Source organism: Pseudoduganella sp. jia 9 (genome assembly GCF_055502615.1).
On the sequence record NZ_JBUPWE010000017.1, the window covers coordinates 129,218 to 153,458 of the forward strand.

Genomic DNA, 24,241 nt, shown 5'->3' on the forward strand with positions numbered 1-24,241 from the left:
ATGATGATTAGGGAGCGATTTTGCTCAATAAACTGAGCATTTCACGCAATGGCATGCGCGGCGGTGTGGAAACGTTCCCGTAGGCAAGCTCGGACATGCCATGCCCGACCGCGGGCGGCGCAGCGCGGCGCCGCCGGTACAGGCGTAAAAAAACCCGCCATGGCTTGCGGCCCGGCGGGTTTTTTATCGGCTGCGCCGAAAAGCTTACGCTTCGCGCGATGCCTTCTTGCGCTCGTGCTCTTTCAGGAAGCGCTTGCGCAGGCGGATCGATTTCGGCGTGATCTCGACCAGTTCGTCGTCCTCGATGAATTCCACCGCGTATTCGAGCGACATCTGGATCGGCGGCACCAGGCGCACCGCTTCGTCGGTACCGGACGAACGCACGTTGGTCAGCTGCTTGCCCTTGATCGGGTTGACGACCAGGTCGTTGTCGCGCGAGTGGATGCCGATGATCATGCCTTCGTACACCGGGTCGTTGTGCGACACGAACATGCGGCCGCGGTCCTGCAGCTTCCAGATCGCGTAGGCCACGGCGGCGCCGTCATCCTGCGAGATCAGCACGCCGTTGCGGCGGCCAGCCAGCTCGCCGCGGGTGTTGTCGACCGGTGCGTAGGCGTCGAACACGTGGCTCATCAGGCCGGTGCCGCGCGTCAGCGTCATGAATTCGCCCTGGAAGCCGATCAGGCCACGGGCAGGAATGCGGTACTCGAGACGCACGCGGCCCTTGCCGTCCGATTCCATGTTCTGCAGGTCGCCACGGCGGCGGCCCAGTTCTTCCATCACGCCGCCCTGGTTGACTTCTTCCACGTCGACCGACAGGTTTTCATACGGCTCGTGGCGCACGCCATCGACCATCTTGAAGACCACGCGCGGACGCGACACGGCCAGCTCGAAGCCTTCGCGGCGCATGTTCTCGATCAGGATCGTCAGGTGCAGCTCGCCGCGGCCGGACACTTCGAAAATCGTGTCGTCGTCGGTCGGTGCCACGCGCAGTGCCACGTTGGCCTTCAGTTCCTTGTCCAGGCGGTCGCGCAGCTGGCGCGAGGTGACGAACTTGCCTTCGCGGCCGGCCAGCGGCGAGTTGTTGACCATGAAGTTCATCGTCAGGGTCGGCTCGTCGACGGTCAGCATCGGCAGCGGGTCCGGGGTATCCGGTGCGCACACGGTGGAACCGATGCCGATTTCCTCGATACCGTTGATCAGCACGATGTCGCCGGCCACGGCTTCATCGACCAGCACGCGTTCCAGGCCCTTGAAGTTCAGCACCTGGTTGATGCGGCCCTTGATCGGGGTCGCGCCTTCGCCGTCGACCACCACGACATCCTGGCCGGCCTTGATGCGGCCGCGCGAGATGCGGCCGATGCCGATCTTGCCCACGTAGGAGGAGTAGTCCAGCGACGTGACCTGCATCTGCAGCGGGCCGTCCGGATTGTCGTCGCGCACCGGCACGTATTTCAGGATGGCTTCGAACAGCGGCTTCATGTCGCCGCCGCGCACGGATTCATCCATGCCGGCATAGCCGTTCAGGCCCGATGCGTAGATGATCGGGAAGTCCAGCTGCTCGTCGTTGGCGCCCAGCTTGTCGAACAGTTCGAACGTCTGGTTGATCGCCCAGTCGGCGCGCGCGCCCGGACGGTCGATCTTGTTGACCACCACGATCGGCTTCAGGCCCAGCGCCAGCGCCTTGCGCGTGACGAAGCGGGTCTGCGGCATCGGGCCTTCCTGGGCATCGACCAGCAGCAGCACCGAGTCGACCATCGACAGCACGCGTTCCACTTCGCCGCCGAAGTCGGCGTGGCCCGGGGTGTCGACGATGTTGATGTGCGTGCCTTCGTACTCAACCGCGCAATTCTTCGACAGAATCGTGATGCCGCGTTCCTTTTCCAGGTCGTTCGAGTCCATGACCCGGGTGTCGACCTGCTGGTTTTCGCGGAAGGTGCCGGACTGCCGCAGCAGCTGGTCCACGAGGGTCGTCTTGCCATGGTCGACGTGTGCGATGATGGCGATATTGCGAATTGCGCGTTTAGTATTAGACATAGTCGTTGTGTTTGTAAAAACGGGTGGGACGCCGAAGCTGCGGGGTACTCGTGAAGCTGACGTCTGCTGAGCAGGCGCCCCGGCAAATGCGGATGCACTGAACCCACTAGTATAGCATGGGCTTGTGACGTCTCAAAGACAGGCGGACATGTGTGACCTGGACCACCGACCGCCGGTTGCCAGACTGGCATCATTGACCGATGGATTTCCAGGATACCGATGAGTGATCAACTGCCTGACCCGGGTGCCCTCTTCGGCGCCCTGCCCGCGCCCTGCCTGCTGCTGAGTCCTGATTTCACCATCGTCCAGGCCAGCGACGCGTACCTGCGCGCCAACGGCTACCGCCGCGAGCAACTGGTCGGCCGGGATCTGTTCGCCGTGTACGGCGCCCAGCCTGCCGATCCGCGCGCCGATGCCAGGACGATGGACAGCCTGCGTGCTTCCCTGCGCAAGGTACTGGCCACCGGCAAGCCCGACGAGATGGCGGTGCAGCGCTACGAACTCCCGGTGCCCGGCAAGCCGGGCCGGTTCCAGCAGAAACACTGGATCCTGGCCAATTCACCGGTGCCCGACGCTGACGGCAACGTGGCCTGGATCGTCCACCATGTGCGGGACGTGACGGCGCGCGTGCGCGGCACGGCGCGGCGCGATGCGCTGCTCAGCCTCGCGGACGCCTGGCGCGACGTGCGGGCCCCGCGCGATATCGTGCTGGCGGCGCTGGCGATCCTGGGCGAACTGCTGGGCGTGAGCCGGGTTTCCTTCGGCCGCTACAACGACGCCACCGATACGCTGTACGTCGGCGCCGACTGGTGCATGCCCGGCATTCCGTCGCTGGAAGGCACGGTGCACCTGCGCGAATTCGGCTCCTTCGTGGACGAGATGCTGCAGGGCCGCCCCGTGGTGGTCGATGACGTGGCGCAGGATCCCCGCACGGCGGCGCACGCGGGGCCGTTCCGCCGCCATCACGCGCAGTCGTTCGTCGACATCCCGGTGATCGAGCAGGGTAAATTGAAAAGCATCCTGGTGGTCAGCGATACCGTGCCGCGCCAGTGGGCCGCGGAGGACGTGACGCTGATGCGCGAGTTCGCCGAACGCATCCGCACCGCCAGCGAACGGGCGCGCAGCATGGAAGCGCTGGCCACCAGCGAGGCGAAGTTCCGCATCATTACCAATGCCATGCCGCAGATGGTGTGGTCGACGCTGCCCGATGGCTGGCACGATTACTACAACGAGCAATGGTACGAATATACCGGCGTGCCGCCCGGTTCCACCGACGGCCCCGGATGGAACGACATGTTCCATCCCGACGACCGCGAGCGCGCGTGGGCGGCGTGGCGGCACAGCCTGGCCACCGGCGAAGTGTACGAGATCCAGTACCGGCTGCGGCACCGCTCCGGCGAATACCGCTGGACGCTGGGTCGCGCGCTGCCGGTACGCGACGAAACCGGCCGCATCATCCGCTGGATGGGCACCTGCACCGACATCCACAACCAGAAGCTGGCCGAGGATGCGCTGCGCGAAGCGGCCGCGCGCAAGGATGAATTCCTGGCCATGCTGGCGCACGAGCTGCGCAATCCGCTGGCGCCGATCGGCACCGCCGCGCAGTTGCTGAAACGCGGGCTGGCGGACGAGAAGACCCGCATCGCCGCCAGCGACATCATCTCCAGGCAGGTGCGGCACATGGCGCACCTGGTGGACGACCTGCTCGACGTGTCGCGCGTGACGCGCGGGCTGGTGCAGCTGAACATGGCGGACCTGGACCTTGCCGACGCCGTGGCCAGCGCCGTCGAGCAGGCCTTGCCGCTGATCGAGGAACGGCGCCATGCCCTCGACCTGCATCTTGCGGAGACGCCGGCAATGGTGCACGGCGACCGCACCCGTCTCGTGCAGGTGATCGCCAACCTGCTGAACAATGCGGCGAAATACACGCCGCCCGGCGGCCGGATCGCGCTGCGCCTGGACGTGGAGGACGGCCGCGCCCGCATCACGGTGCGCGACAACGGCAATGGCATCGCGCCCGCGCTGCTGCCGCACATCTTCGACCTGTTCATCCAGGGCGAACGGAATCCGGACCGCGCGCAGGGTGGACTGGGGCTTGGCTTGACGCTGGTGAAAAGCATCACCACGCTGCACGACGGCTTCGTGACGGCCCATAGCGACGGGCCCGGCCAGGGCAGCGAATTCTCGATCTGCCTGCCGCTGCGCGATGCCGCGCCGGCGCCGGCACCCGGCGCGCCGCCCGAGGCGGCGGCGCCGGTGCGTCCGTTGCGGCTGCTGGTGGTGGAAGACAATCCCGACGCGGCCGGCGTGCTGGCCGAACTGCTGCGCGCCGAGGGGCACGACGTGGCAGTGGCCGAAGATGCGGAAACGGCGCTGCGGCGCGCCGACCTGGCGGCCACCGACGCCTTCATCCTCGACATCGGCCTGCCCGGCATGGATGGCTACACGCTGGCGCGGCGCCTGCGCGCCGACCCGGCCACGGCAGGCGCCACGCTGATCGCGCTGACCGGCTACGGCCAGCCCAGCGACCGTGCCCAGTCGCACGCCGCCGGATTCAACCGGCACCTCGTCAAGCCCGCCGATCCGGCTGAATTGCTGATGGCGCTGGCCGCCGTCTGAGACGGAGCGGCCGCTCAGGCCTGCTTGCGCTTGCGCCGTGCCGTCCAGCCCAGCAGCCCAAGGCCGGCCAGCAGCATCGCGTAGGTGCCCGGCTCCGGCACGGCCGACACGGACAGGTGCAGGTCGTTCACGGTCGGCCAGATGCCAAAGCCGTCCTCGCCCGGCTGGTCGCCCGCCGATACCGACAGGGAGACGATCTGCGCGTCGGACACGAAGCCCAGGAAGGTGTCGCGCAGCGGGTTCTCGAGCGTGTACTCCAGCGTGGCACCGGTGCTGTCGGTGGCGGTGACGAGTATCCACGGGGCGATGACCGTATAGCCGGCGATGTCGCCGCCGAAGAAGAAGCCGCCGGCGCCGGCAATTGGCTGGTCGAAGCTGGCGAAGGTCATCGAATCGGTGCGGCGGGCCGGCGTCAGGTACCAGTCGTAGTCGTCGTCGCTGGCGCCAAAGGCGTTCGGGTTGCCCGGGCCGGTCGTGGCGACATAGCCGATGTCGCCCGCGGTGCGGGGAAATGGCGTGGCGTAGGGGTCGAGGTCGAGGTCGTCGAAGGTGTCGACGCCGGTGCTGCCCACGGCGGCGAGGTAGGCCGACTGGCTGGTGTAGGTGGTGAGGGCGGCATTTGCCGCCGAGGCGGCGAACAGCAGGATGGCGGAAGCTGCAACGGTGGTAACCGGACGATACGTCTTGCGCACGGTGTGCTCCTTGTGGAAGTGGATGAGGAAGACTGATTGAGATACTTCGGCGCCGAAGCAAGCCAATGTAGCGCTACCTTCTTGCAATCTCAACAAGGTATCGAGAAAGCGTAATAATGATCATCAATGAACGGTAATCCGTTGCGTATCGGCTCAACGTGCCAAATGGGGAATTGACAGGCACCGCATTCCCTGCCGCCAGTCCATGGCCGCGTTGCGCGCGGAGGGAAAATTTTTCGCCGTGCTGGCGAAGCAGGATGCGCCTGCTACACTGAAAAACAGTCGCTTCCCGCCACAGGCCGAAAGGAGCCGCGATGAGTGCAGCGGACATCACGATCCGGCGCGAACTGCTGTATGCGGGCCTGGGCTTCGGGCGCCTGCTGAGGCATGCGCCCGCCATGCGTACGGTGCGCATCGCGCTGCTCGACGGGTTTGCCGATACCTCTGTGTTGCCCGGCTTGCCTGGAGCGGCAATGGCTGGCAGCGCGATGGTCCGCAGCGGCATCGATGGCGGCACGCCCGATGGCGGCACACTCGATGGCGCAGCCGCAGCCTCCGAACACGCCACCGCGATGGCATCGCTGCTGGCGATCCCCGGCGCAAGCGACGGGTATGCGCTGCTGTGCTGGCCGACTCTCGCCGCGCCCGAAGCATGCGCCGCCCACCTGGCGCAGGCCTGCGCCGCCGCTCCCGACTTCATCCTGCTCGGCTTCGAATTCCTCGGTGGCCCGCGCGCGTTCCAGGCATCCGTTCATTCCGCCCTCGACGGCGCGCTGGCCGCCGGCATTCCCGTGCTGGTCCCGGCCGGCAACCACGGCGCCGCGGTCGCGCAGCCGCTGTATGCCCATCCCGCCCTGGTACCGGTCACGGCGGCCGGGCGCGCATGGGGCCCGGTGGTCGCCGCGCGCGGCCTCGCCGCGCCGGGCGACGACATTCCCGTCGTGCTGGCCCGCGCCAGGCATCGCAACGCCAGCGGCACCAGCTTCGCCGCCGCGCTGGCCGCCGCGGCGCTGGCGGCACTGGCGGCACGCACCCGGCTGCCCGCCCGCCAGCTGTGCGCCGCCCTGCGCGCCGGCGCAACGGGCGGCAGCCGTACGCAGCCACCCGCCCTCGACGTGTGGCGCGCCTACCGGCACTTGTCATTGTCCTGAAAGGAGCCCCATCATGATGGAAGCCATATCGGACCAGGCGGGCATGCCGGTCCCGCCCGCCCGGCACCCGCAACATCCGGCACAGGATGCGGCACCGGCGGCGCATGCGCCCTGCCCTGACTGCGCGGCCCGCGCGCAGCCGGCACCGCAGCAGTTCGTGTATGCGCTCGGCCGCATCGAGGCGCGCTTTCCCACGCTGGGCCTGGAACGGGAATACCGGCAGCGCGAACGCGCGCTGGGCGATGCGCCGGACGACCGGCTCGCGCGCCTGTGCGCCGTGCTGCAGAAGAACCCGCACCTGGCGGCCCAGGCATGCTATGTGTTCGCGATCGGCGGCAGCCCGGCCTATATCCTGGCGCCGGCCGGCAACTACCTGCGTGGCGAGCTGTTCGAAGCGCTGGCCGCCGGCGAAAGCCAGGATGCCTACGCGGTCGCCGTCGGCCGTCTCGGGCCGATGGCGCCACCGCAGGCGTGCGGCGGCGTGCTGGCGCCAGTGGTGCTGGTGGACCAGCTGTACACGTTCCGCCTGGCCGACTGGCAGGCCGTGCTGGCGCGCTCCGTGGCGAAGGCGCTCGAGGAACGCGGCATCCCGGAAGACCGTTTCGGCGAAACCGCCGCCGCGCTGTTCCGCCGCATCGTGCAATCGACGGAGAACGTGGGCGCCACGGATGTGCACCGCGCGCTGAACTACCTGCTGATGCAGCACCCCGGCATCTTCCTGGTCGCGGCGGAAAAGCACGAGCGCCACCTGCTCGACCGTATCGAGACCCGCCTCGTCCAGGGCGTTTCGGGGCGCAAGCAGGTAGCCGTCATCCTCGGCTTTGTCGAGCGCTCCACCGGCATCCCCGAACGCTGGTTCACGCGCGTGGATGTCACCGAGGAATGGCCCTTCGTGTCGGACGCGGAAGGTGGCAGCGGCCCGCTCGGCCTGCTGCCATGGCTGGAAAACTCGATGCTGGGCATGCCGCTATGAACCTGGCCGCAGCCGCGATGCCGCTGCTCGGCACCGCCGCCGCGAACGTCGAGTACAGCATCGATCACCGCCCCGGCGTGCATGGCATCACCGTGCCGCTGCGCGGTGCCATCCATGCGGAACTGGGCCGGGTTGCCGCGGCGGCCGGCTTTCCCGGCACCTGGCTGTCCACGGTGTCACGCCTGCTGGATGCCATGCTGCCGGACACCGTGCTGCTGCGCATCGACACGGACGGCCTGCGCATCGGCGCGCTGACGGCTTACCTGCGTTTTACGCGCGAGCCGGAAGCGGCCACGCTGCAGGCGCTGCTGGCCGCGGCGAGCCGCCTCGCGGCGCAGCCGGCGCCACTGGCCGCGCTGGCCCAGGCGCTGCGCTGCCCGGGTGCCCGCGGCCTCGGCGTGCGCACCGGCGTGGATGGCGCGGAACGGCTGTCGGTGTACTTTCGCGTCGAGCGCGACCTGCAGTCGTTCGGCGCCGACACCGTGCGCGATCTCGCCGCCGTATTCGGCTGGCCTGACGCGCACTGCGCGCAACTGGCGCAGGCGCTGCGCGCGCTGCACCCCGGCGGCAGCGTGGGCGTGATCGGCACCGACCTCGACGCCGGCGGTGCTCCGCAGACCCTGAAATGCGATCCGGCCAACGTGCCGCTCGCACGCGCGCTGCCGTTCCTGCTCGCGCACGGCGCGGACACGGAGCGCTGCCTGGCACTGTGCCGCACGCTGCGCGCCCGCACGCTGAGCTACCTGGGCGTCAAGTACGACGCCACCGGTTTCGCCGGCTGGCGTGCCTATTTTTCCTGTCGGCCGCACGGCCCGTCGCGCAACGGCCAGCCGGCGCTGCTGACCGACACGCGCGGCAGCGCCGCGCAACGCATGCCCCACTACTGATCGAGGAGATCGCCATGCTGCCCGGATTCACTGCTCTCGGCGCCATCACGCCGCATTTCACGCCGCACGTCACGCCGCCCATCGCCGCAGCCGGCGTGTGGGATACCCCCAGCCAGGAAGAATGCCGCTACGCGCGTACCGACACGTTCTGCACGCTGCTCGTCATGTGGTGCAAGGAAGTCTACGTGTGCAACAACAATACGGTCCACGGCTATGAGAAGACCAAGACGCCCTACCCGTGTGGCGTCTGTTTCGGCATCAGCGATCCATCGGACTGGTGATGGACGCTCTCGCCGCCGAGGCGGACGAGGCGATCGCCCAGGTGGCCCTGGCGCTGTCACGGCGCCAGGACAGCGACGGCTTCTGGCGCGAGTTCGCGCTGCGGCCCGGGCCGTCCGAAACATGGAGTACCGCATGGACGGGCTGGGGCCTCGCGCACGCCCCGGCGGCCGGGCCCGCCGTGCGCGGCGCGCTGTACCGCGCGACTACGGCGCTGGCCGCCAGCGCGCGGCCCGCCGGCTGGGGCTATAACCGGCTGACCGGCTGCGATGCCGACAGCACCGCCTGGGCCATGCTGCTGCTCGCGGTCACGGCGCCTCCACTGGCGCGCGCCGCCGTGCCGGCCCTGCTGAAGCATGTGGATGCGGCAGGCAATGTGCATACGTTCGCCGAACCGCGCTACGGCGACTGGAGCGGCGCGCATGGCGAAGTGACGGCGTTGGCGGCACTGGCACTTGCCGCGGCCGGCTGTCCGCCAGGCCAGTTTGCGCCGCTGCGCGGCGCGTTGCTCGTCCACGCCCCGGTACCGTTCTGGTGGGACACGGCCAGCTACGGGAACGCCTGGCGCGTCGCCGCGCTGGCCGGCACGGGAGGCATCCCCGCCAAAGCCGCCGGGCAGGCGGCCGCATGGCTCGAGGGCGGGGCCGGACAGGAAGCCAGTCCGTTCGAACATGCGCTGCACCTGCTGGCACTCGGCCATCTGCAGCGGCATGCGTCCGCATATGGAGAACTCGCCGCCTGGCATGCCCACCGGCTGCTGGCGGCGGCCACGCCGCAGGGCTGGCCGGGCAGCTGCGTGCTGCTCGTGCCGGCGCAAGGGCGTGGCGGCAGCGGCACGCTGCCGCGCGGCCCGCACCACGACAGCGGCACCATGACCAGCGCGCTGGCGCTGGCCGCGCTAGCGCGCTGGCGCCGGGCGCAATTGCCGGCACCGGTGCGCCGGCCTGGATGGGGAATTTCGGAAGGAGGTACAGCATGGAACGCAAACACCATCGCGGACGCACGCCCGCCAGGCGGATCGCCGCCGCCGTCGCACTGGGCGCCGGCCTGACGGGATGCCCGCTCCCGCCCGGCGGTCTCAAGATAGCGACGATCCACTACAGCCAGCTCGGCGCGTGCAATTCGGCCCAGTTGCCCGACGGCACGGTGACTGCGCCACCGCACCACGCGATCGTGGTGTTTCGCATCAACTACATCGACAACACGTCGCCACCCGTCGCATGGCAGTTCGATCCCGGCACGCTGCAGGTGAATCCGCCCTCGGACGAGCAGGCCAACCTTGGCAGCAACGGGCCTCCGGTAACGGTGCCGGCCAACGCCACCGTCACCGTCAACCGGCCGGTCGGCATCATGGTCGGCACCAGCAACGCGAACGGCTCGGATGCGGCCACCTACAAATACCAGTTGCTGTATCCGCTGGTGCCGCCCGCGCCGGGCACGATCAGCGTCAACGACACGCTGAATGCTCCCGGCTTCCCGTGGAACCCCAACTGCAACGCGCTGTTCGGCGGCTGAGCGGCGGATGAGCAGCGGGAGTTATTGCGCCGCGGCGATCAGCCGTTCAGGCTTCAGGATCGCCCACTGTTCGAACAGGCCGGTGCCGAGCAGCCGGGCGCCGTCGCCGGCGGGCCCGTACACGCGCACGCGGCCTTCGTACGGCGCGGGCGTCTGCACCTCCGCCTCTTTGCCGAGCGGCAGCCGCTGGCCCTGCAGGAAGCGCTTCGCCAGTTCGGCGGTCAGCTCGATGCGGGGGAACGACGACAGCAGCGCATCCACCGGAGCCAGCAGGGAGAGCGGCGCGGCATGCGCCTGCACGTCCTCCAGCGTCACCATGTTGTCGGCGTTCAGCGCGCCGACACCCGTGCGCCGCAACGCGTTCAGGTGCGCGCCGACACCGAGCGCGGCGCCGATATCCTCGCCCAGCACGCGGATGTAGGTACCCTTGCTGACCGTGGCGGCCAGCCGCAGGAACGGCGCCTCGTACGACAGCAGTTCCAGCTTGTGGATGACGACGTTGCGCGCCTCGCGCTCGAGCGTGATGCCGGCGCGGGCATATTCATACAGCGGCTTGCCGTCGCGCTTCAGGGCCGAGTACATCGGCGGCACCTGCGCGATCGGGCCGCGGAAGCGCGCCAGCACGGCTTCGATTTCCTCGATGCCGATGGAGGCAAGGTCGCGGTCCAGCGCGGGATCGGCGTCGAGCACCAGGCCTTCGGTATCGCCCGTGTCGGTACGCACGCCGAGGTGCACGGTCGTTACATAGGTTTTATCGGCTTCGAGCAGGTCCTGCGAGAACTTGGTGGCCTCGCCGAAGCACAGCGGCAGCAGGCCGGTGGCGAACGGGTCGAGCGTGCCGGTGTGGCCGGCCTTCTTCGCGTTCAGCACGCGCTTGGTCCTGATCAGTGCATCGTTCGACGACAGCCCGACCGGCTTGTCGAGCAGCAGCACGCCGTCGACCAGGTCGCGTACCCGCTTGACGCGGGCAGCCTTGACTTCTTCGGTCATTCTTTTGCTTCGCCCGGATCTTCTTCATAGTCGGCCGCGCGCGTGGCGTTGGCCTGGTCGATCAACGCGGACATCGCCATGCCGCGCGAGGCCGACGTGTCGTGCACGAAGTGCAGCTGCGGCAGCGTGTGGATGTGCAGCCGCTTGCCCAGCTGGTTGCGCAGGTAGCCGGCGGCGGCCTGCAGGCCGGCCAGCGTGTTCTTCACCGTGTCCGGGTCGTCCTTGAGCATCGTGAAGTAGATCTTCGCGTGCGCGTAGTCCGGCGTCAGCTGCACTTCGGCGAGCGTGAGCATGCCCACGCGCGGGTCCTTCAGCTCGAAGGCGATCAGTTCGGAAAGGTCTTTCTGGATCTGGTCCGCCACGCGCAGGCCGCGCGCGGGGATCGATTTGCTGTGTTTAGCCATGATGTTCTACCAAATAAGAAAATGGCGGGTGCGCCCATCCGCTTGCGCGGAGTGGGCGGCACCCGCCACGGATACCGCGTTCCCGATTACAGGGTACGTGCCACTTCCTGGATCTCGAAGACTTCCAGGGTGTCGCCAACCTGGATGTCGTTGTAGTTCTTCAGCGACAGGCCGCACTCGAGACCGGCGCGCACTTCCTTCGCGTCGTCCTTGAATCGCTTCAGCGAGTCGATCTCGCCGGTCCACACGACGATGTTGTTGCGCAGCAGGCGTACCGACGAGGAACGCTTGACCACGCCATCGGTGACCAGGCAGCCGGCAATCGCGCCGACCTTCGACACCAGGATGACCTGGCGGATTTCCACCTGGCCGGTGATGTGCTCGCGCTTCTCCGGAGCCAGCATGCCCGACATTGCCGCCTTCACCTCTTCGATCGCGTCGTAGATGATGTTGTAGTAGCGGATGTCCACGCCGTTCGTCTCGGCCAGCTTGCGCGCCTGGGCGTCGGCACGGGCGTTGAAGCCGATGATGACTGCCTTCGACGCGGTCGCCAGGTTGACGTCCGATTCCGTGATGCCGCCGACGGCCGCGTGCACGATCTGCACACGCACTTCGGAGGTCGACAGTTTCTGCAGCGAGCCGACCAGCGCTTCCTGCGAACCCTGCACGTCGGTCTTGACGATCAGCGGCACGTTCTGCACTTCGCCTTCGGCCATCTGGTCGAACAGGTTTTCCAGCTTGGCGGCCTGCTGCTTGGCCAGCTTGACGTCGCGGAATTTACCCTGACGGAACAGGCCGATTTCACGCGCCTTGCGCTCGTCCGCCATGACCATGACTTCCTCGCCGGCGGCCGGCACTTCGGTCAGGCCCTGGATCTCGACCGGGATCGACGGACCGGCTTCGGTAATCGCCTTGCCGTTTTCGTCCAGCATCGCACGCACACGGCCATACGACGAACCGGCCAGCACCACGTCGCCACGCTTCAGCGTACCGGACTGCACCAGGATCGTGGCGACCGGGCCGCGGCCCTTGTCCAGGCGGGCTTCGACCACCAGGCCGCGCGCCAGGCTTTCCACCGGTGCCTTCAGTTCCAGCACTTCGGCTTGCAGCAGCACGTTTTCCAGCAGCGCATCGATGCCCTGGCCGGTCTTCGCGGACACCGGCACGAACGGCGATTCGCCGCCGTATTCTTCCGGCACCACGCCTTCGGAAATCAGTTCCTGCGTCACGCGTTCCAGGTTGCCGCCCGGCTTGTCGATCTTGTTGATCGCCACCACCAGCGGCACGCCGGCCGCTTTGGCGTGGGCGATCGCTTCCTTCGTTTGCGGCATCACGCCGTCGTCCGCCGCCACCACCAGGATGACGATGTCGGTTGCCTTGGCACCGCGGGCACGCATTGCCGTGAAGGCTTCGTGGCCCGGGGTATCCAGGAACGTGATCATGCCGCGCGGCGTATCGACGTGGTATGCGCCGATGTGCTGCGTGATGCCGCCGGCTTCGCCCGACGCGACCTTGGCGCGGCGGATGTAGTCCAGCAGCGAGGTCTTGCCGTGGTCGACGTGACCCATGACGGTGACCACCGGTGCGCGAGGCTTCGCTTCGAAGTGCGTCTGCTCGCCCTGGTCGGCCAGGATCGCTTCCGGATCGTCCTCGGCTGCGGCATGCGCCTTGTGGCCCATTTCCTCGACGACGATCATCGCCGTTTCCTGGTCCAGCACCTGGTTGATCGTGCACATCTGCCCCAGCTTCATCAGCTGCTTGATCACCTCGGATGCCTTGACGGCCATCTTGTGCGCCAGTTCGGCGACGGTGATGGTTTCCGGCACGTGCACTTCCTTGACGATCGCTTCCGTCGGTGCCTGGAAGTTCGATTCGCGGTCATCGTGGTGCGAGTTGCGGCCACGGCCGCCACGGCCGCCACCGGCACGCCAGCCATCGCGGCTGGTCGGCCCGGTGCTCGTGCCGCGGCCCTTGCCGCCGCCCGGCGCGCCGCGCTTCTTGGCATCGTCCGACCAGGTCGACGACACGTTGGCCGACTTGATCGACTTGCGATCGCCCGGCTTTTTATCGTCTTTCTTGTCGGTCGTCGCAGCCGTGGTGGTGCCCGGCTTCTTGTCGGCCGGCTTGTGCAGCGTGCCAGCCGGCGCAGCCGGCTTGGCGGCCACGGGTGCCGGTTCCGGCGCCTTGATCACGCGGCGCGGCTGCGCCATCATGGCCTTGATCTGGGCCACTTCGTCGGCGACGGCCTTGCGGGCACGCTCGGTGGCCGCGGCACGTTCGGCGGCTTCCTTGGTGGCCTGCTCGGCCTTCTTCTTGGCTTCTTCGGCGTCGGCCGCGCGTTTCTTGTCGGCGGCGTCGGCTTCGGCCTGCTTCTGCGCGTCGCGTGCACCGGCCTTGTCGGCGGCGGCCTTCTCGGCGGCGGCTTTCGCGGCTTCCTCGTCGGCGCGGCGCTTGGCTTCCGCTTCTGCAGCAGCGGTGGCCTTGGCTTGCGCTTCCTTCTCGGCGTCCAGACGCGCCAGGGCCTCCTGCTTCTCGCGCAGGTCCGCTTCCTGGCGGGCGATCAGCTCGGCCTGGCGGCGTGCATCTTCCTCGCGGCGGGCGTTCTCGGCCTCGTCGACCACCGGTGCCGCCGGAGCGGGCGTGGTGGTTGCGGGCAGATCGTCGCGCTGCACGAAGGTGCGCTTCTTGCGCACTTCGACCTGGATCGTGCGGGTCTTGCCGGAGGCATCGGCCTGCTTGATCTCGTTGGTTTCCTTGCGCGTGACCGTGATTTTCTTCTTCTCAGCCTGACCTGCCGCGCCGTGCGTGCGGCGCAGGTGCTCCAGCAGCTTGTCCTTATCATCTTTCGACAATGGATCTGACGCCGAGCTCTTCTCGACGCCGGCGGATCGCAGCTGCGTCAGCAGCAGGTCTGCAGGCATCTTCAGTTCGGTGGCAAATTGGGCTACGTTGTTACTCGCCATTCAGTCCTCTTTTCTATGTGTCGCGTAGATGAATAATTACAAGCTTGGCTGGTTGGGGTGTCCAGGGCGCTCAGGCCTTGGCCGCCTCGGCCAGCGACCATGCCTTGGCCTGCAGGGCCTTGGCGCGATCGTCGTACTTTCCGTCGACCAGCTTCATTTCATCGTCGGTCACATCTTCAAATTCATTTTTAATCAGTTCAGTTGCACGGTCCGTCGACAGGGCCAGGATGGCGCCGAATTCGTCGTATGCCAGGCCGGCGAACTGTTCCAGCGTCTTGATGCCCGCCAGACCCAGCTTGCCAGCCGTGATGCGGTCCATGCCTTCCAGGCCGACCAGCCCTTCGTCCATGCCTTCCAGGCCTTCTTCCGAAGCAATCGCCTCCGTGACCAGCGCATCGCGGGCGCGGGTACGCAGTTCGTTGACGGTGTCTTCGTCGAAGGCTTCGATGTCCAGCATCTCGGAGATCGGCACGTAGGCGATCTCTTCCAGGCTGCTGAAGCCTTCCTCGACCAGGATGTCGGCCACTTCCTGGTCCACATCGAGCTTTTCCATGAACAGCGAGCGTACCGCCGCCGTTTCCTGGGCTGCCTTGTCGGCCGATTCCTCGGCCGTCATGATGTTGATCTTCCAGCCGGTCAGCTCGGAAGCCAGGCGCACGTTCTGGCCGGAACGGCCGATCGCGATCGCCAGGTTTTCCTCGTCGACGACGACGTCCATCGCATGCTTGTCTTCATCGACCATGATCGACGACACGTTGGCCGGAGCCAGCGCGCCGATCACGAACTGCGCCGGGTCTTCGGACCACAGCACGATGTCGACGCGCTCGCCGCCCAGTTCGCCGGTCACGGCCTGCACGCGCGAACCGCGCATGCCGACGCAGGTACCGATCGGGTCGATGCGCTTGTCGGCCGTGAAGACGGCGATCTTGGCGCGCACGCCGGCATCGCGGGCGGCCGATTTAATTTCCAGCATGCCCTGCTCGATTTCCGGCACTTCCAGCTCGAACAGCTTCATGATGAATTCCGGCGCGGTGCGCGACAGGATCACCTGCGGGCCGCGCATATTGCGGTCCACGCGCAGGATGTAGGCCCGCACGCGGTCGCCGATGCGCAGGTTTTCCTTCGGGATCATCTGGTCGCGCGGCAGGCGTGCTTCGATCTTGCCGGACTCGACGATCGCATCGCCGCGTTCCATGCGCTTGATCGTGCCGGTCACCAGCGCGTCGCCGCGCTCGAGGAAGTCCTGCAGGATCTGTTCGCGTTCGGCATCGCGCACGCGCTGCAGCACGACCTGCTTGGTGTCCTGCGCGAAGCGGCGGCCGAATTCCACCGATTCGATCGGCTCTTCGATGTATTCGTCGACTTCGATATCGGGGATCTGTTCCTTGGCTTCGAACAGCAGCACTTCCTGGTCGGGCAATTGCAGGCCGGCTTCGTCGGGCACCACGTGCCAGCGGCGGAAGGATTCGAATTCGCCGGAATCGCGGTCGATCGAAACGCGAATGTCGACTTCGCCTTCATAGCGTTTCTTCGTGGCTTGCGCCAACGCGAATTCGAGCGCGCCGAATACCACGTCCTTGTCGACGTTCTTTTCGCGCGCAAGCGCGTCCACCAATAACAAAACTTCGCGACTCATGCTTTGCGGCTCCTAAAATCCACCTGTGGCACCAAGCGTGCCTTATCCATATCCGCGAGCGTGAAATTCAGCACCGCAGGACCATCTTTACTTTCAAATTCAATTCCCAGCTGGTCACCCTCGGGTGCCTGCAGGATGCCCTGGTAGGACTTGCGGTTGGCGGTGCCCGGCAGCGCCATGCGCAGCTTGACGATTGCCTCGTGGCCGGCAAAGCGCTCGAAATCGGACAGCTTGCGCAGCGGCCGGTCCAGGCCTGGCGAGGAAATCTCCAGCCGTTCGTACGGCACGTTTTCCACCGTCAGCACGTGCGACAGCTGGTGGCTCACCGTAGCGCAGTCTTCCACCGTGATCGGGCCCTTTTCCTCTGCGTCCGCAGGGAGGAAATCGATATACACGCGCAGCAGGCCGCGTTCGGCCCGTTCAAAATCGACCAGGTCGTAGCCGAGACCCGCGACGGTCTTCTCAATCAGTTCCGGCAGTTGCAAAGGAAAATCTCCAGATCGGGGTCTCGCGCACGCCTGAGCGGCGGACCCAATAAAAACATTTACTGAGCAGCTTGCTTCTCGCTTGCTTATTGCTTGCTTATCGCTTGCTTATCGCTCATTTCCTGCCCACGTTTCGCTAACTTCCGCGCTTACTTTTCCGTGAGCAAAAAAAAAATGGGCAACTGCCCATCTTCTTGTACTACCAGCCAGATGAAAGCATCTTTTGAGGAAAGGATCCTTACGAAGTAAGAAACAATCCTTTTGAAGAACTTTTACTAGGCCGCTTATTATAACGGCATATCCATTTCGCTGCAATGCCGCATAGGCAAAGCGGACGCCGTTACAACAGAGTCAAGGTTGTTTTTTCTGCCGAGAAAAAGCTGGCAGCGGGGACAATTCCGGTATCGGACAGCGTTGCATCAACGCAGGACAGCTATCTGCGGCCGCCGCGCCGGAATTCAAGCCCTGCCGGCCCATCGGCCGGCAGGCTTGTTCCCGCCTTAACCCTTGCGACGCCGCGGCATGCCGTGGTCCGTCGCGCCACCGCGCGGCTGGGCGCCACGGCGTTGCGGCTGGGCGCCAAAGCCGAACGTCGTCTGCAGCGGATCCGGCTGGCGCGGACGCCCGCTCTTGCCCTGTTGCGGGCGGCCGCTGCCCTGCTGCGGACGGCCGCTGCCCTGGTCGCCCAGCCCGGCACGGCCGACACCACCGGCACCCCGGCCGGCACGGCCGATGTTGCCGGCGCCGAAGTAGCTGCCGGCGCCCTGGCTGCCCGGACGGCCACGCGGCGCCTGCGGGAACGGATCGGCGTTTTTGTTGGAAACATCCATCCGGTTGAAATTCGGTTCGCTGTCGCGCTCGCGATCACGGCCGCGGCCGCCGGGCTTTTCGCCGCGTTCGCCACCATTGCCCCGTTCGGCACCATTGCCGCGCCCGCCACCATTGCCGCGCTCACCGCCCTGGCGTTCGCCGCCCTGGCGTTCGCCACCCTGGCGCTCGCCGGCTTTCTTCTCGCCGCCGGGCGCCTTCTTCTCGACACCCACGAAGGCCATCAGGTCGCGCACGGTGTTTTCTTCCATCTCTTCCCAGCGGCCGCGCTTCAGGTTCGACGGCAGCGTCAGCGCACCGTAGCGGGTGCGGATCAGGCGCGACACGGTCAGGCCCACGGCTTCGAACATGCGGCGCACTTCGCGGTTGCGGCCTTCGCCGATCACCACGCGGTACCACTTGTTGACGCCTTCGCCACCGCCGTCGGCGATCTTCGAGAACTGCGCCAGGCCGTCTTCCAGCTCGACGCCGGCCAGCAGTTTCTGGCGCATGCCCTCTTCCAGCTCGCCGAGCGTGCGCACGGCGTATTCGCGGTCGATGTTGTAACGGGGGTGCATCAGGCGGTTCGCCAGGTCGCCGGACGTGGTGAACAGCAGCAGGCCTTCGGTATTGAAGTCCAGGCGGCCCACGGCCAGCCATTTGCCGACCTTCATCTGCGGCAGGCGGTCGAATACGGACGGACGGCCGTCCGGATCGTCATGCGACACGATCTCGCCGGCCGGCTTGTGGTACACCAGCACGCGCGGCGGCTTCTTGGTGACTTTCCGCTGGATCAGCTTGCCATTGATGCGCACCGCATCGGTCGGCAGGATGCGCTGGCCGATGTGGGCCGGCTCGCCGTTCACCGACACGCGGCCGGCAACGATCAGGTCTTCCATGTCGCGGCGCGAGCCCAGGCCCGCCTCGGCCAGCACCTTGTGCAGCTTCGGCGCGTCGTCGTCGGCCGTCAGGTCGCGGCGCACGGGCTTTTGCTGCCCCTTGCCGCGCGCGCCGTCTTCCTGGTCGAACGCGTCGGACGTGACGAACGAGAACACGGCATCGGCTTCGCTCGGCTTGCCGCCCCCCTGGCGCTGGCCTTGCGGGTTCTGGCGCTGGCCCTGCCCCTTGCCGCGGGCGTTCTGGGCATTCTTGTCGTTGCCGCCGCGGTTGGCTTCATTACGATTGGTGTCGTTACGATTGGCTTCGTTACGATTCCTGCCCTTGTTGCGGCCACCTTCGCGGCGCGCTTCACCGCCCGCGGCGCGTTCCTGCGCGGCGGCTTCGGCCTGTACCGGCGCCACGGCGGGCGCTTCCGCAGGCTGCGCGGCCGGCTCGGCCGGCTGCAGTTCGGCAACGGCCGGTGCCTGCTCGGCTTTCAGCGCCTCGCGCACGGCACGCTCTTCGCGCATCTGGCGCGGACCACGCGGCGCGCGGGCCTTTTTCGGCGCCGCTTCCGCGTCACTGCCGGCTTCGGCAGGCTTGGCGGCCGCTTCAGTGGCCACCCTGGCCGCCGGTTGCGCTACCGCGGCGGCTGGTGCCGCTTCGGCAGGCGCTTCGGCCTTCGGCTTGCGGGCACGGGGCTTCTTCACGGGGGCGGCGTCGTCCGCGGCCGGAGCGGCAGCGGCAGGCACCTCGGCGACCGCTGCTTCCGGAGCGGGCGCAGCTTCCACCTTCTTGCGCGTGCGCTTCGGCTTGGCTGGCGTTTCGGCCGCCGCGGCCTGTGCCGGCGCCGCGGTTTCGGCGGGCGCGGCTGCCGCTTCGGCGGCGATCTGCGCCTTGGTGCGGCGCTTCGGCTTCACAGCCGGGTCGGCCGGCGTGCCGGTCTCAATGATGTTCTCAGTATTGTTCATGCGTGTTTTCTTGCGTGGGCTCAGCGTCAGGCGCCTGCACCGCATCGGTGGCGGGTGCTTCCCCGGGCGCTGCATTGTCAGTGACATCGGCGGCATGCGCCGCCTTCTCGAAATTCTCCTGCAGCGCGGCTTCGAGCATCTCGATCGAATTGGCGTTCTGCGTATCGCTGATTTGCTGCAAAGGCGGCAGCTGGGACAGCGACTGTAAGCCCAGATCGTCCAGGAACTGTTTCGTGGTACCGAGAAGCGCCGGACGGCCCGGCACGTCGCGGTGGCCGATCGTGTCGACCCAGCCGCGCTCTTCCAGCATCCGGATCGTCTGCGAATTCACCGCCACGCCGCGAATCTCCTCGATATCGCCGCGCGTGACGGGCTGGCGGTAAGCGATGATCGCCAGCGTCTCGAGCGTGGCCCGCGAATACTTCTGCGGCTTTTCAGGATTCAGGCGGTCCAGGTACTGCTTCATTTCGGGCCGGCTCTGGAAACGCCATCCGGAAGCCAGGCTGACGACTTCGACACCCCGGCCCTGCCAGTCCTGCCGCAACTGCTCGAGCAGGGCCCGGATCTCCTCGGTACCGGCGCCCTCGGCCAATGGGCGGCCCGCATCGTCGACATCGACGAACAGCCGGCGCAGGCTGTTCATCGACAACGGCTCACGCGCGCACAGCAATGCGGTTTCGAGGACTTTTTTCGCCTCAGCTGTATCCATATGCCAACATGTGGTCGCCGCGTTCCGGCTGAAAAAATCCAGCTAATTTCTGCGAATTGCCGGAAACACCGGGGCGTAACTGCCCGGGGCCGCACGGGCGTCAGTTATCAAACCAGGGCGTAAATTATCAATAAGGTCAATGATGGAGAGAAGTGTTTTCAAGACCTGAAAACCTTGTCGGCCTTACCCGGAAGAATTGCTGGATCGGGTGGCGCCGTTTCATCCAATGACGGGCATTGTACTCCATAAAACCGCGGGAAGTGCAATTCGCGGTTGAGGCGTAACGAGACAGTGTACCCGATCAGGCGCCGAGGCGCTCGGCAAGGATTGCGGAAACGCCAACGAAGGCCGGATATTCCGCAGTGATGACAAAGGCCGGAATGCCCGACAGGTACTGGCGGAAGCGGCCTTTCGCCTCGAAGCGGGCGCGGAAGCAGGAGCGGTCGAAGCGCTCGCCCAGCTTCGGCACGATGCCGCCGCCGATGTAGATGCCGCCCTGCGCGCCCAGCGTGACCGCGAGATTGGCGGCGATCGTGCCCAGCATGCCGCAGAAGGTTTCGATCGCCTCGTCGCACAGCGCACAATCGCCGGCCAGCGCGCGGCGCGCGATCTCGGCCGGAGCGAGCGCCTCGGCCGGCAGCTTGCGGCGATCGGCCAGCGCGCGGTAGATCAGCTCGATGCCGGCGCCGGACATCAGCCGTTCGGCCGACACGTGCTCGAATTCGCGCCAGGCAAACTGCAGGATCGCCACTTCGGTTTCATTGACGGGCGAGAAGCTGACGTGGCCACCTTCGGAAAGCAGTGCCGTCCACCCCGAGGCGCTGGGGATCAGGCCCGACACGCCCAGGCCGGTACCGGCGCCGATCAGGCCCAGCGGCGCATCCGGCACCGCCGTGCCGCCGCCCACCTGGCGCTTGTGCGCCCCCAGGAACGGCAGCGAACGGGCCAGCGCCGTGAAGTCGTTGACGACCGCCAGCACCTCGAAGCCGCACTCCTGGCGCATGCCTTCGATCGAGAATTCCCAATGATGGTTGGTCATCCGCACGTAATCGCCGGTCACGGGATTGGCGATCGCGATCGCACCGTGGCGCACGGCGGGCGCGGCGGCCGCCACGTCGGGCAAGGCCAGGTAAGCCTGCAGTGCCGCCGCCAGCGTCGGATACCCGGCCCCCGCCAGCACGTGGATGTGGCTGACCTGCCCCGGCGCCGACTCCAGCGCGAAGCGCGCATTGGTACCACCCACGTCGGCCAGCAGCCGGGGCCCACCGGGAAAAGCGGAAACAAGGGTCTGCTGCGCGGGAGTCGACATGGCGTTCATGGGCATGAAAGAAAAAGTTGAAGCCCAATGCTAGCGGATTTCTTGGCGAACGCGCAAGAGTTGACTGTAGTTTGGGTACAAACCGCGCCTCAACTGTGGGGCAGCTGCAAAATCGCCGCAGTAGTATGACTACCAAACCGGTGACAGGCTCCGATTATTCCGAAACGTTTCCCTGGAACTGGAGCCTGTGCCCGTTTCTCGGCAGGGTGCGTCAGCGGTCCGTGGCGGGGATCTGCTCGCCGACCAGCACCGTGTCGCCGGCGCGGAACGCGGTGTTGTAGGCTTCGAGCCCGCCATGCAGGGGTTTGGCCAGCGTGTAGCCGCGCTCGTGCAGTTGCTTGGCCACGCTGGCCGCGGTGACGTCGTTCGGGCAACTGCAGTAGACGACGATGTGCCGGTCGCGCGGCAGCGCGTCGAGCAGTCCGGCCAGGTTGCCGTCCACCGGCAGCGCGCCGGGCACGGGCGGGTCCAGCTGGCGCGCCGTGGCGCTGCGGGCATCGACCATCACCGGATCGTGGCCGGCGTCGACCAGCGCGCGCAGCTGCTCGACGTTGATCCGTTCGGTCTGCATCGCGCGCTGGAAGCGGCGCCGCTCGATGTACTTGAACAGCACGAACAGCGCCAGCAGGATGCCGAGCACGGCCAGCGCGGTGCCGCCCATCGTCGACAGGATTTCCAGCACTTCGTCGATGTTCTCGTTGAAATACACGCCGATCAGGATGCCCGTCAGGCTCCACAGCAGCCCGCCCAGCAGGCTGAACGACAGGAACAGGGACAGGCGGGTGCCCATCGCGCCGGCCATCGGCGGCGCGATCGTGTTGAAGCCGGGGATGAACTTGGCCACCACCATCGACTTCACGCCCCACTTCCTGAAATTGTCTTCCGTCTGGGAGACGCAGTAATCGGGCGACAGGGAGATCCGGCACAGCACCTTCAGGATGCGCTTGCCATAGCGGCGCCCGGCACTGAACCAGAACAGGTCGGCCATCACGCAGCCGGCCAGCGCCACGGCCAGCACGCCGGGCAGCGGTGTGCCGCCGTGCATCGCCAGCGCGCCGGCCACGATCAGCACCGGATACGCGGGGATCGGCGCACCCATCTGCTCGACCAGGACGACGATAAAGACGATCAGCACGCCGTATTCCTGCAACAGATAGATCAAGTTCGCCATAGTCTTGCCATCTTACTCCACGCCACGGGGAAATGCCGACAACAAGCTGCGCGTATACGGATGCCGGGGGTTGCGGTACAACTCGTCCGCATCGGCGGTTTCCACCACCGCGCCGCCGCGCATCACCATGACCCGGTCCGAGATGTACTTGACCACCGCCAGGTCGTGCGAGATGAACAGGTAGGACAGGCCGAACTCGTCCTGCAGGTCCTGCAGCAGGTTCAGCACCTGGGCCTGCACCGACACGTCCAGCGCCGACACCGATTCGTCGCAGACGAGGATTTCCGGCTGCATCGTCAGGCAGCGGGCAATGGCGATGCGCTGGCGCTGCCCGCCGCTGAACTCGTGCGGATAGCGGTGCAAGGCCTGCGCCGGCATGCCCACGCGGGCCAGCAGTTCCAGCGCCATCGCCACCCTTTGCGCATCATCGGCGCCGATACGGTGCAAACGCATCGGTTCGAGCAGGATCTGCCCGACCGTGAAGCGGGGATTCAGCGACGCGTAGGGATTCTGGAAGACGATCTGGATGCGCCGCCTGTACGGGCGGAATGCGCGGTCCGTCAGCGCCAGCAAGTCTTGCCCGTCGAACAGCGCGCTGCCGCCGGTGGCGCGGTGCAGCCGCAGCAGGGTCAGGCCCACCGTGCTCTTGCCGGAGCCGGATTCGCCCACCACGCCCAGCGTCTTCCCGCGCGGCAGCTGGAACGACACGTCCTTCACGGCCTGGAACTCGCGCTTGCCGAACCACCCGTCGCGGACCCAGAAACTCTTGCGCAGCTGGCGCACGTCCAGGATGATCTCGTCGTCTGCGGAATAGCCGCGCGTGCGCTGCGGCACCGCTTCCGCCGCTGCCCGCTCCTCCTCGCGCGCGCGCGCCGGCATCTTCGCCATGGACTCCTTCTCCATGGACTCTTTCTCCATATAGTCGGCGATCACCGGCAGCCGCACCGGCCGCGCGTCCAGCGTCGGCCGGCAGTGCAGCAATGCCCGCGTGTACGGGTCGCGCGGGGCGCCGAGCACCTGCCGCGCGGTGCCGGACTCGCGGATCTCGCCATGCCGCATCACGATCACGCGGTCGGCGATCTCGCCCACCAGGCCCAGGTCGTGCGTGATGAACAGCACCGCCATGCCGCGCTCGCGCTGCAGCCGGGCGATCAGCGCCAGGATCTGCTGCTGGATCGTCACGTCGAGCGCGGTGGTCGGCTCGTCGGCGATCAGCAGCTTCGGTTCGCAGGCGATCGCCATCGCGATCATCACGCGCTGCTGCTGGCCGCCGGACAGCTGGCCCGGATACGCATCGATCTTCGTGGCCGGATCGGCAATACCCACCTCTTCCAGCAGGGCCAGGGTGCGGGCGCGGGCCTGCCGCCGGCCCATGCCCATGTGCCGGCGCAGCACCTCGCCCACCTGGAAACCCACCGTGAACACCGGATTCAGCGACGACATCGGTTCCTGGAAGATCATCGCGATCTCGCGGCCGCACAGCGCGCGCCGCTCGCGTGCCGGCAGGCACAGCAAGTCGCGGCCGTCGAAACGGATGCTGCCGGCCGGGCCGACCAGCGTGCTCTCCGCCGGCAGCAGGCCCATCACCGCCAGCGAACTGACCGACTTGCCGCTGCCCGATTCGCCCACCAGCGCCACGATCGCGTTGCGCGGCACGTCGAACGAAATGCCCTTGACGGCTTCCACCGTGCGCCACCTGTCGACCTTGAACGCGATGCGCAGGCCGCGCACCGACAGCAGGGGTTCGTCCACCGG

Annotated in this window: 19 protein-coding genes; 7 read left to right on the plus strand and 12 right to left on the minus strand. The window is 67.0% G+C overall.

From position 1 onward, the window contains the following. Positions 1 to 204: 204 nt before the first annotated feature. Entirely contained in the window at positions 205 to 2,037 is a 1,833-nt protein-coding gene (typA, locus tag ACY34H_RS22735; protein WP_464979742.1) for a translational GTPase TypA, read from the minus strand. Positions 2,038 to 2,256: 219 nt separating this feature from the next. Between typA and ACY34H_RS22740 the strand changes: the two genes are divergently transcribed. After that, positions 2,257 to 4,656 carry an ATP-binding protein gene (locus ACY34H_RS22740; protein ID WP_464979743.1) on the plus strand — a complete coding sequence of 800 codons (2,400 nt, stop codon included), beginning with the start codon at positions 2,257 to 2,259 and terminating at the stop codon, positions 4,654 to 4,656. 14 nt (positions 4,657 to 4,670) lie between these two features. Here the strand turns inward: ACY34H_RS22740 and ACY34H_RS22745 are convergent, their stop codons facing one another. Continuing rightward, positions 4,671 to 5,348 carry a PEP-CTERM sorting domain-containing protein gene (locus tag ACY34H_RS22745; RefSeq protein WP_464979744.1) on the minus strand — a complete coding sequence of 226 codons (678 nt, stop codon included), beginning with the start codon at positions 5,346 to 5,348 and terminating at the stop codon, positions 4,671 to 4,673. A gap of 314 nt (positions 5,349 to 5,662) precedes the next feature. Here ACY34H_RS22745 and ACY34H_RS22750 point away from each other — a divergent pair, with 314 nt between their 5' ends. From ACY34H_RS22750 to ACY34H_RS22775, 6 genes are read left to right on the plus strand one after another with little or no spacing between them, the layout of a single operon-like run. Further along, the gene (locus tag ACY34H_RS22750) at positions 5,663 to 6,499 is read left to right on the plus strand and encodes a hypothetical protein (RefSeq protein ID WP_464979745.1); all 837 of its coding nucleotides are present in this window, start codon (positions 5,663 to 5,665) and stop codon (positions 6,497 to 6,499) included. A gap of 13 nt (positions 6,500 to 6,512) precedes the next feature. Then, on the plus strand, positions 6,513 to 7,472 hold the full coding sequence (locus tag ACY34H_RS22755; protein ID WP_464979746.1) for a cyanobactin maturation protease PatG family protein: 960 nt from the start codon (positions 6,513 to 6,515) through the stop codon (positions 7,470 to 7,472). After that, positions 7,469 to 8,359, plus strand: coding sequence for a hypothetical protein (locus ACY34H_RS22760; protein ID WP_464979747.1), 891 nt, complete (start codon positions 7,469 to 7,471; stop codon positions 8,357 to 8,359). Before ACY34H_RS22755 ends, ACY34H_RS22760 begins: the two co-directional genes overlap by 4 nt. A gap of 14 nt (positions 8,360 to 8,373) precedes the next feature. Then, positions 8,374 to 8,640, plus strand: a complete 267-nt coding sequence (locus ACY34H_RS22765) for a hypothetical protein (RefSeq protein WP_464979748.1) — start codon at positions 8,374 to 8,376, stop codon at positions 8,638 to 8,640. Beyond that, positions 8,640 to 9,689, plus strand: coding sequence for a hypothetical protein (locus ACY34H_RS22770; protein WP_464979749.1), 1,050 nt, complete (start codon positions 8,640 to 8,642; stop codon positions 9,687 to 9,689). The genes ACY34H_RS22765 and ACY34H_RS22770 overlap by 1 nt, the downstream gene beginning before the upstream one ends. Beyond that, complete coding sequence (locus ACY34H_RS22775) at positions 9,614 to 10,153, plus strand: hypothetical protein (RefSeq protein ID WP_464979750.1); 540 nt, start codon at positions 9,614 to 9,616, stop codon at positions 10,151 to 10,153. The genes ACY34H_RS22770 and ACY34H_RS22775 overlap by 76 nt, the downstream gene beginning before the upstream one ends. Positions 10,154 to 10,174: 21 nt before the next feature. On the opposite strand, the gene truB is transcribed toward ACY34H_RS22775, so the two are convergent. The 10 genes from truB to ACY34H_RS22825 form a co-directional block, all read right to left on the minus strand. After that, entirely contained in the window at positions 10,175 to 11,143 is a 969-nt protein-coding gene (truB, locus tag ACY34H_RS22780) for a tRNA pseudouridine(55) synthase TruB (RefSeq protein WP_464979751.1), read from the minus strand. After that, positions 11,140 to 11,547 (minus strand): 30S ribosome-binding factor RbfA, encoded by a 408-nt coding sequence (gene rbfA / locus ACY34H_RS22785; protein ID WP_464979752.1) that lies wholly within the window; start codon positions 11,545 to 11,547, stop codon positions 11,140 to 11,142. The genes truB and rbfA overlap by 4 nt, the downstream gene beginning before the upstream one ends. An 86-nt stretch (positions 11,548 to 11,633) precedes the next feature. Further along, entirely contained in the window at positions 11,634 to 14,510 is a 2,877-nt protein-coding gene (gene infB, locus ACY34H_RS22790) for a translation initiation factor IF-2 (protein WP_464979753.1), read from the minus strand. A gap of 70 nt (positions 14,511 to 14,580) precedes the next feature. Continuing rightward, positions 14,581 to 16,146 (minus strand): transcription termination factor NusA, encoded by a 1,566-nt coding sequence (gene nusA / locus ACY34H_RS22795; protein ID WP_131147441.1) that lies wholly within the window; start codon positions 16,144 to 16,146, stop codon positions 14,581 to 14,583. After that, entirely contained in the window at positions 16,143 to 16,631 is a 489-nt protein-coding gene (gene rimP / locus ACY34H_RS22800) for a ribosome maturation factor RimP (RefSeq protein WP_281610269.1), read from the minus strand. Before rimP ends, nusA begins: the two co-directional genes overlap by 4 nt. Positions 16,632 to 17,131: 500 nt before the next feature. Further along, entirely contained in the window at positions 17,132 to 19,288 is a 2,157-nt protein-coding gene (rluB, locus tag ACY34H_RS22805; RefSeq protein ID WP_464979754.1) for a 23S rRNA pseudouridine(2605) synthase RluB, read from the minus strand. Then, positions 19,275 to 19,997 carry an SMC-Scp complex subunit ScpB gene (gene scpB / locus ACY34H_RS22810; RefSeq protein WP_464979755.1) on the minus strand — a complete coding sequence of 241 codons (723 nt, stop codon included), beginning with the start codon at positions 19,995 to 19,997 and terminating at the stop codon, positions 19,275 to 19,277. Before scpB ends, rluB begins: the two co-directional genes overlap by 14 nt. Positions 19,998 to 20,298: 301 nt before the next feature. Next, on the minus strand, positions 20,299 to 21,315 hold the full coding sequence (locus tag ACY34H_RS22815) for a glucokinase (protein ID WP_464979756.1): 1,017 nt from the start codon (positions 21,313 to 21,315) through the stop codon (positions 20,299 to 20,301). A gap of 211 nt (positions 21,316 to 21,526) precedes the next feature. Then, complete coding sequence (locus tag ACY34H_RS22820) at positions 21,527 to 22,486, minus strand: VTT domain-containing protein (protein WP_464979757.1); 960 nt, start codon at positions 22,484 to 22,486, stop codon at positions 21,527 to 21,529. Between the two features lie 12 nt (positions 22,487 to 22,498). After that, entirely contained in the window at positions 22,499 to 24,238 is a 1,740-nt protein-coding gene (locus tag ACY34H_RS22825) for an ABC transporter ATP-binding protein (protein WP_464979758.1), read from the minus strand. Positions 24,239 to 24,241: the final 3 nt, after the last annotated feature.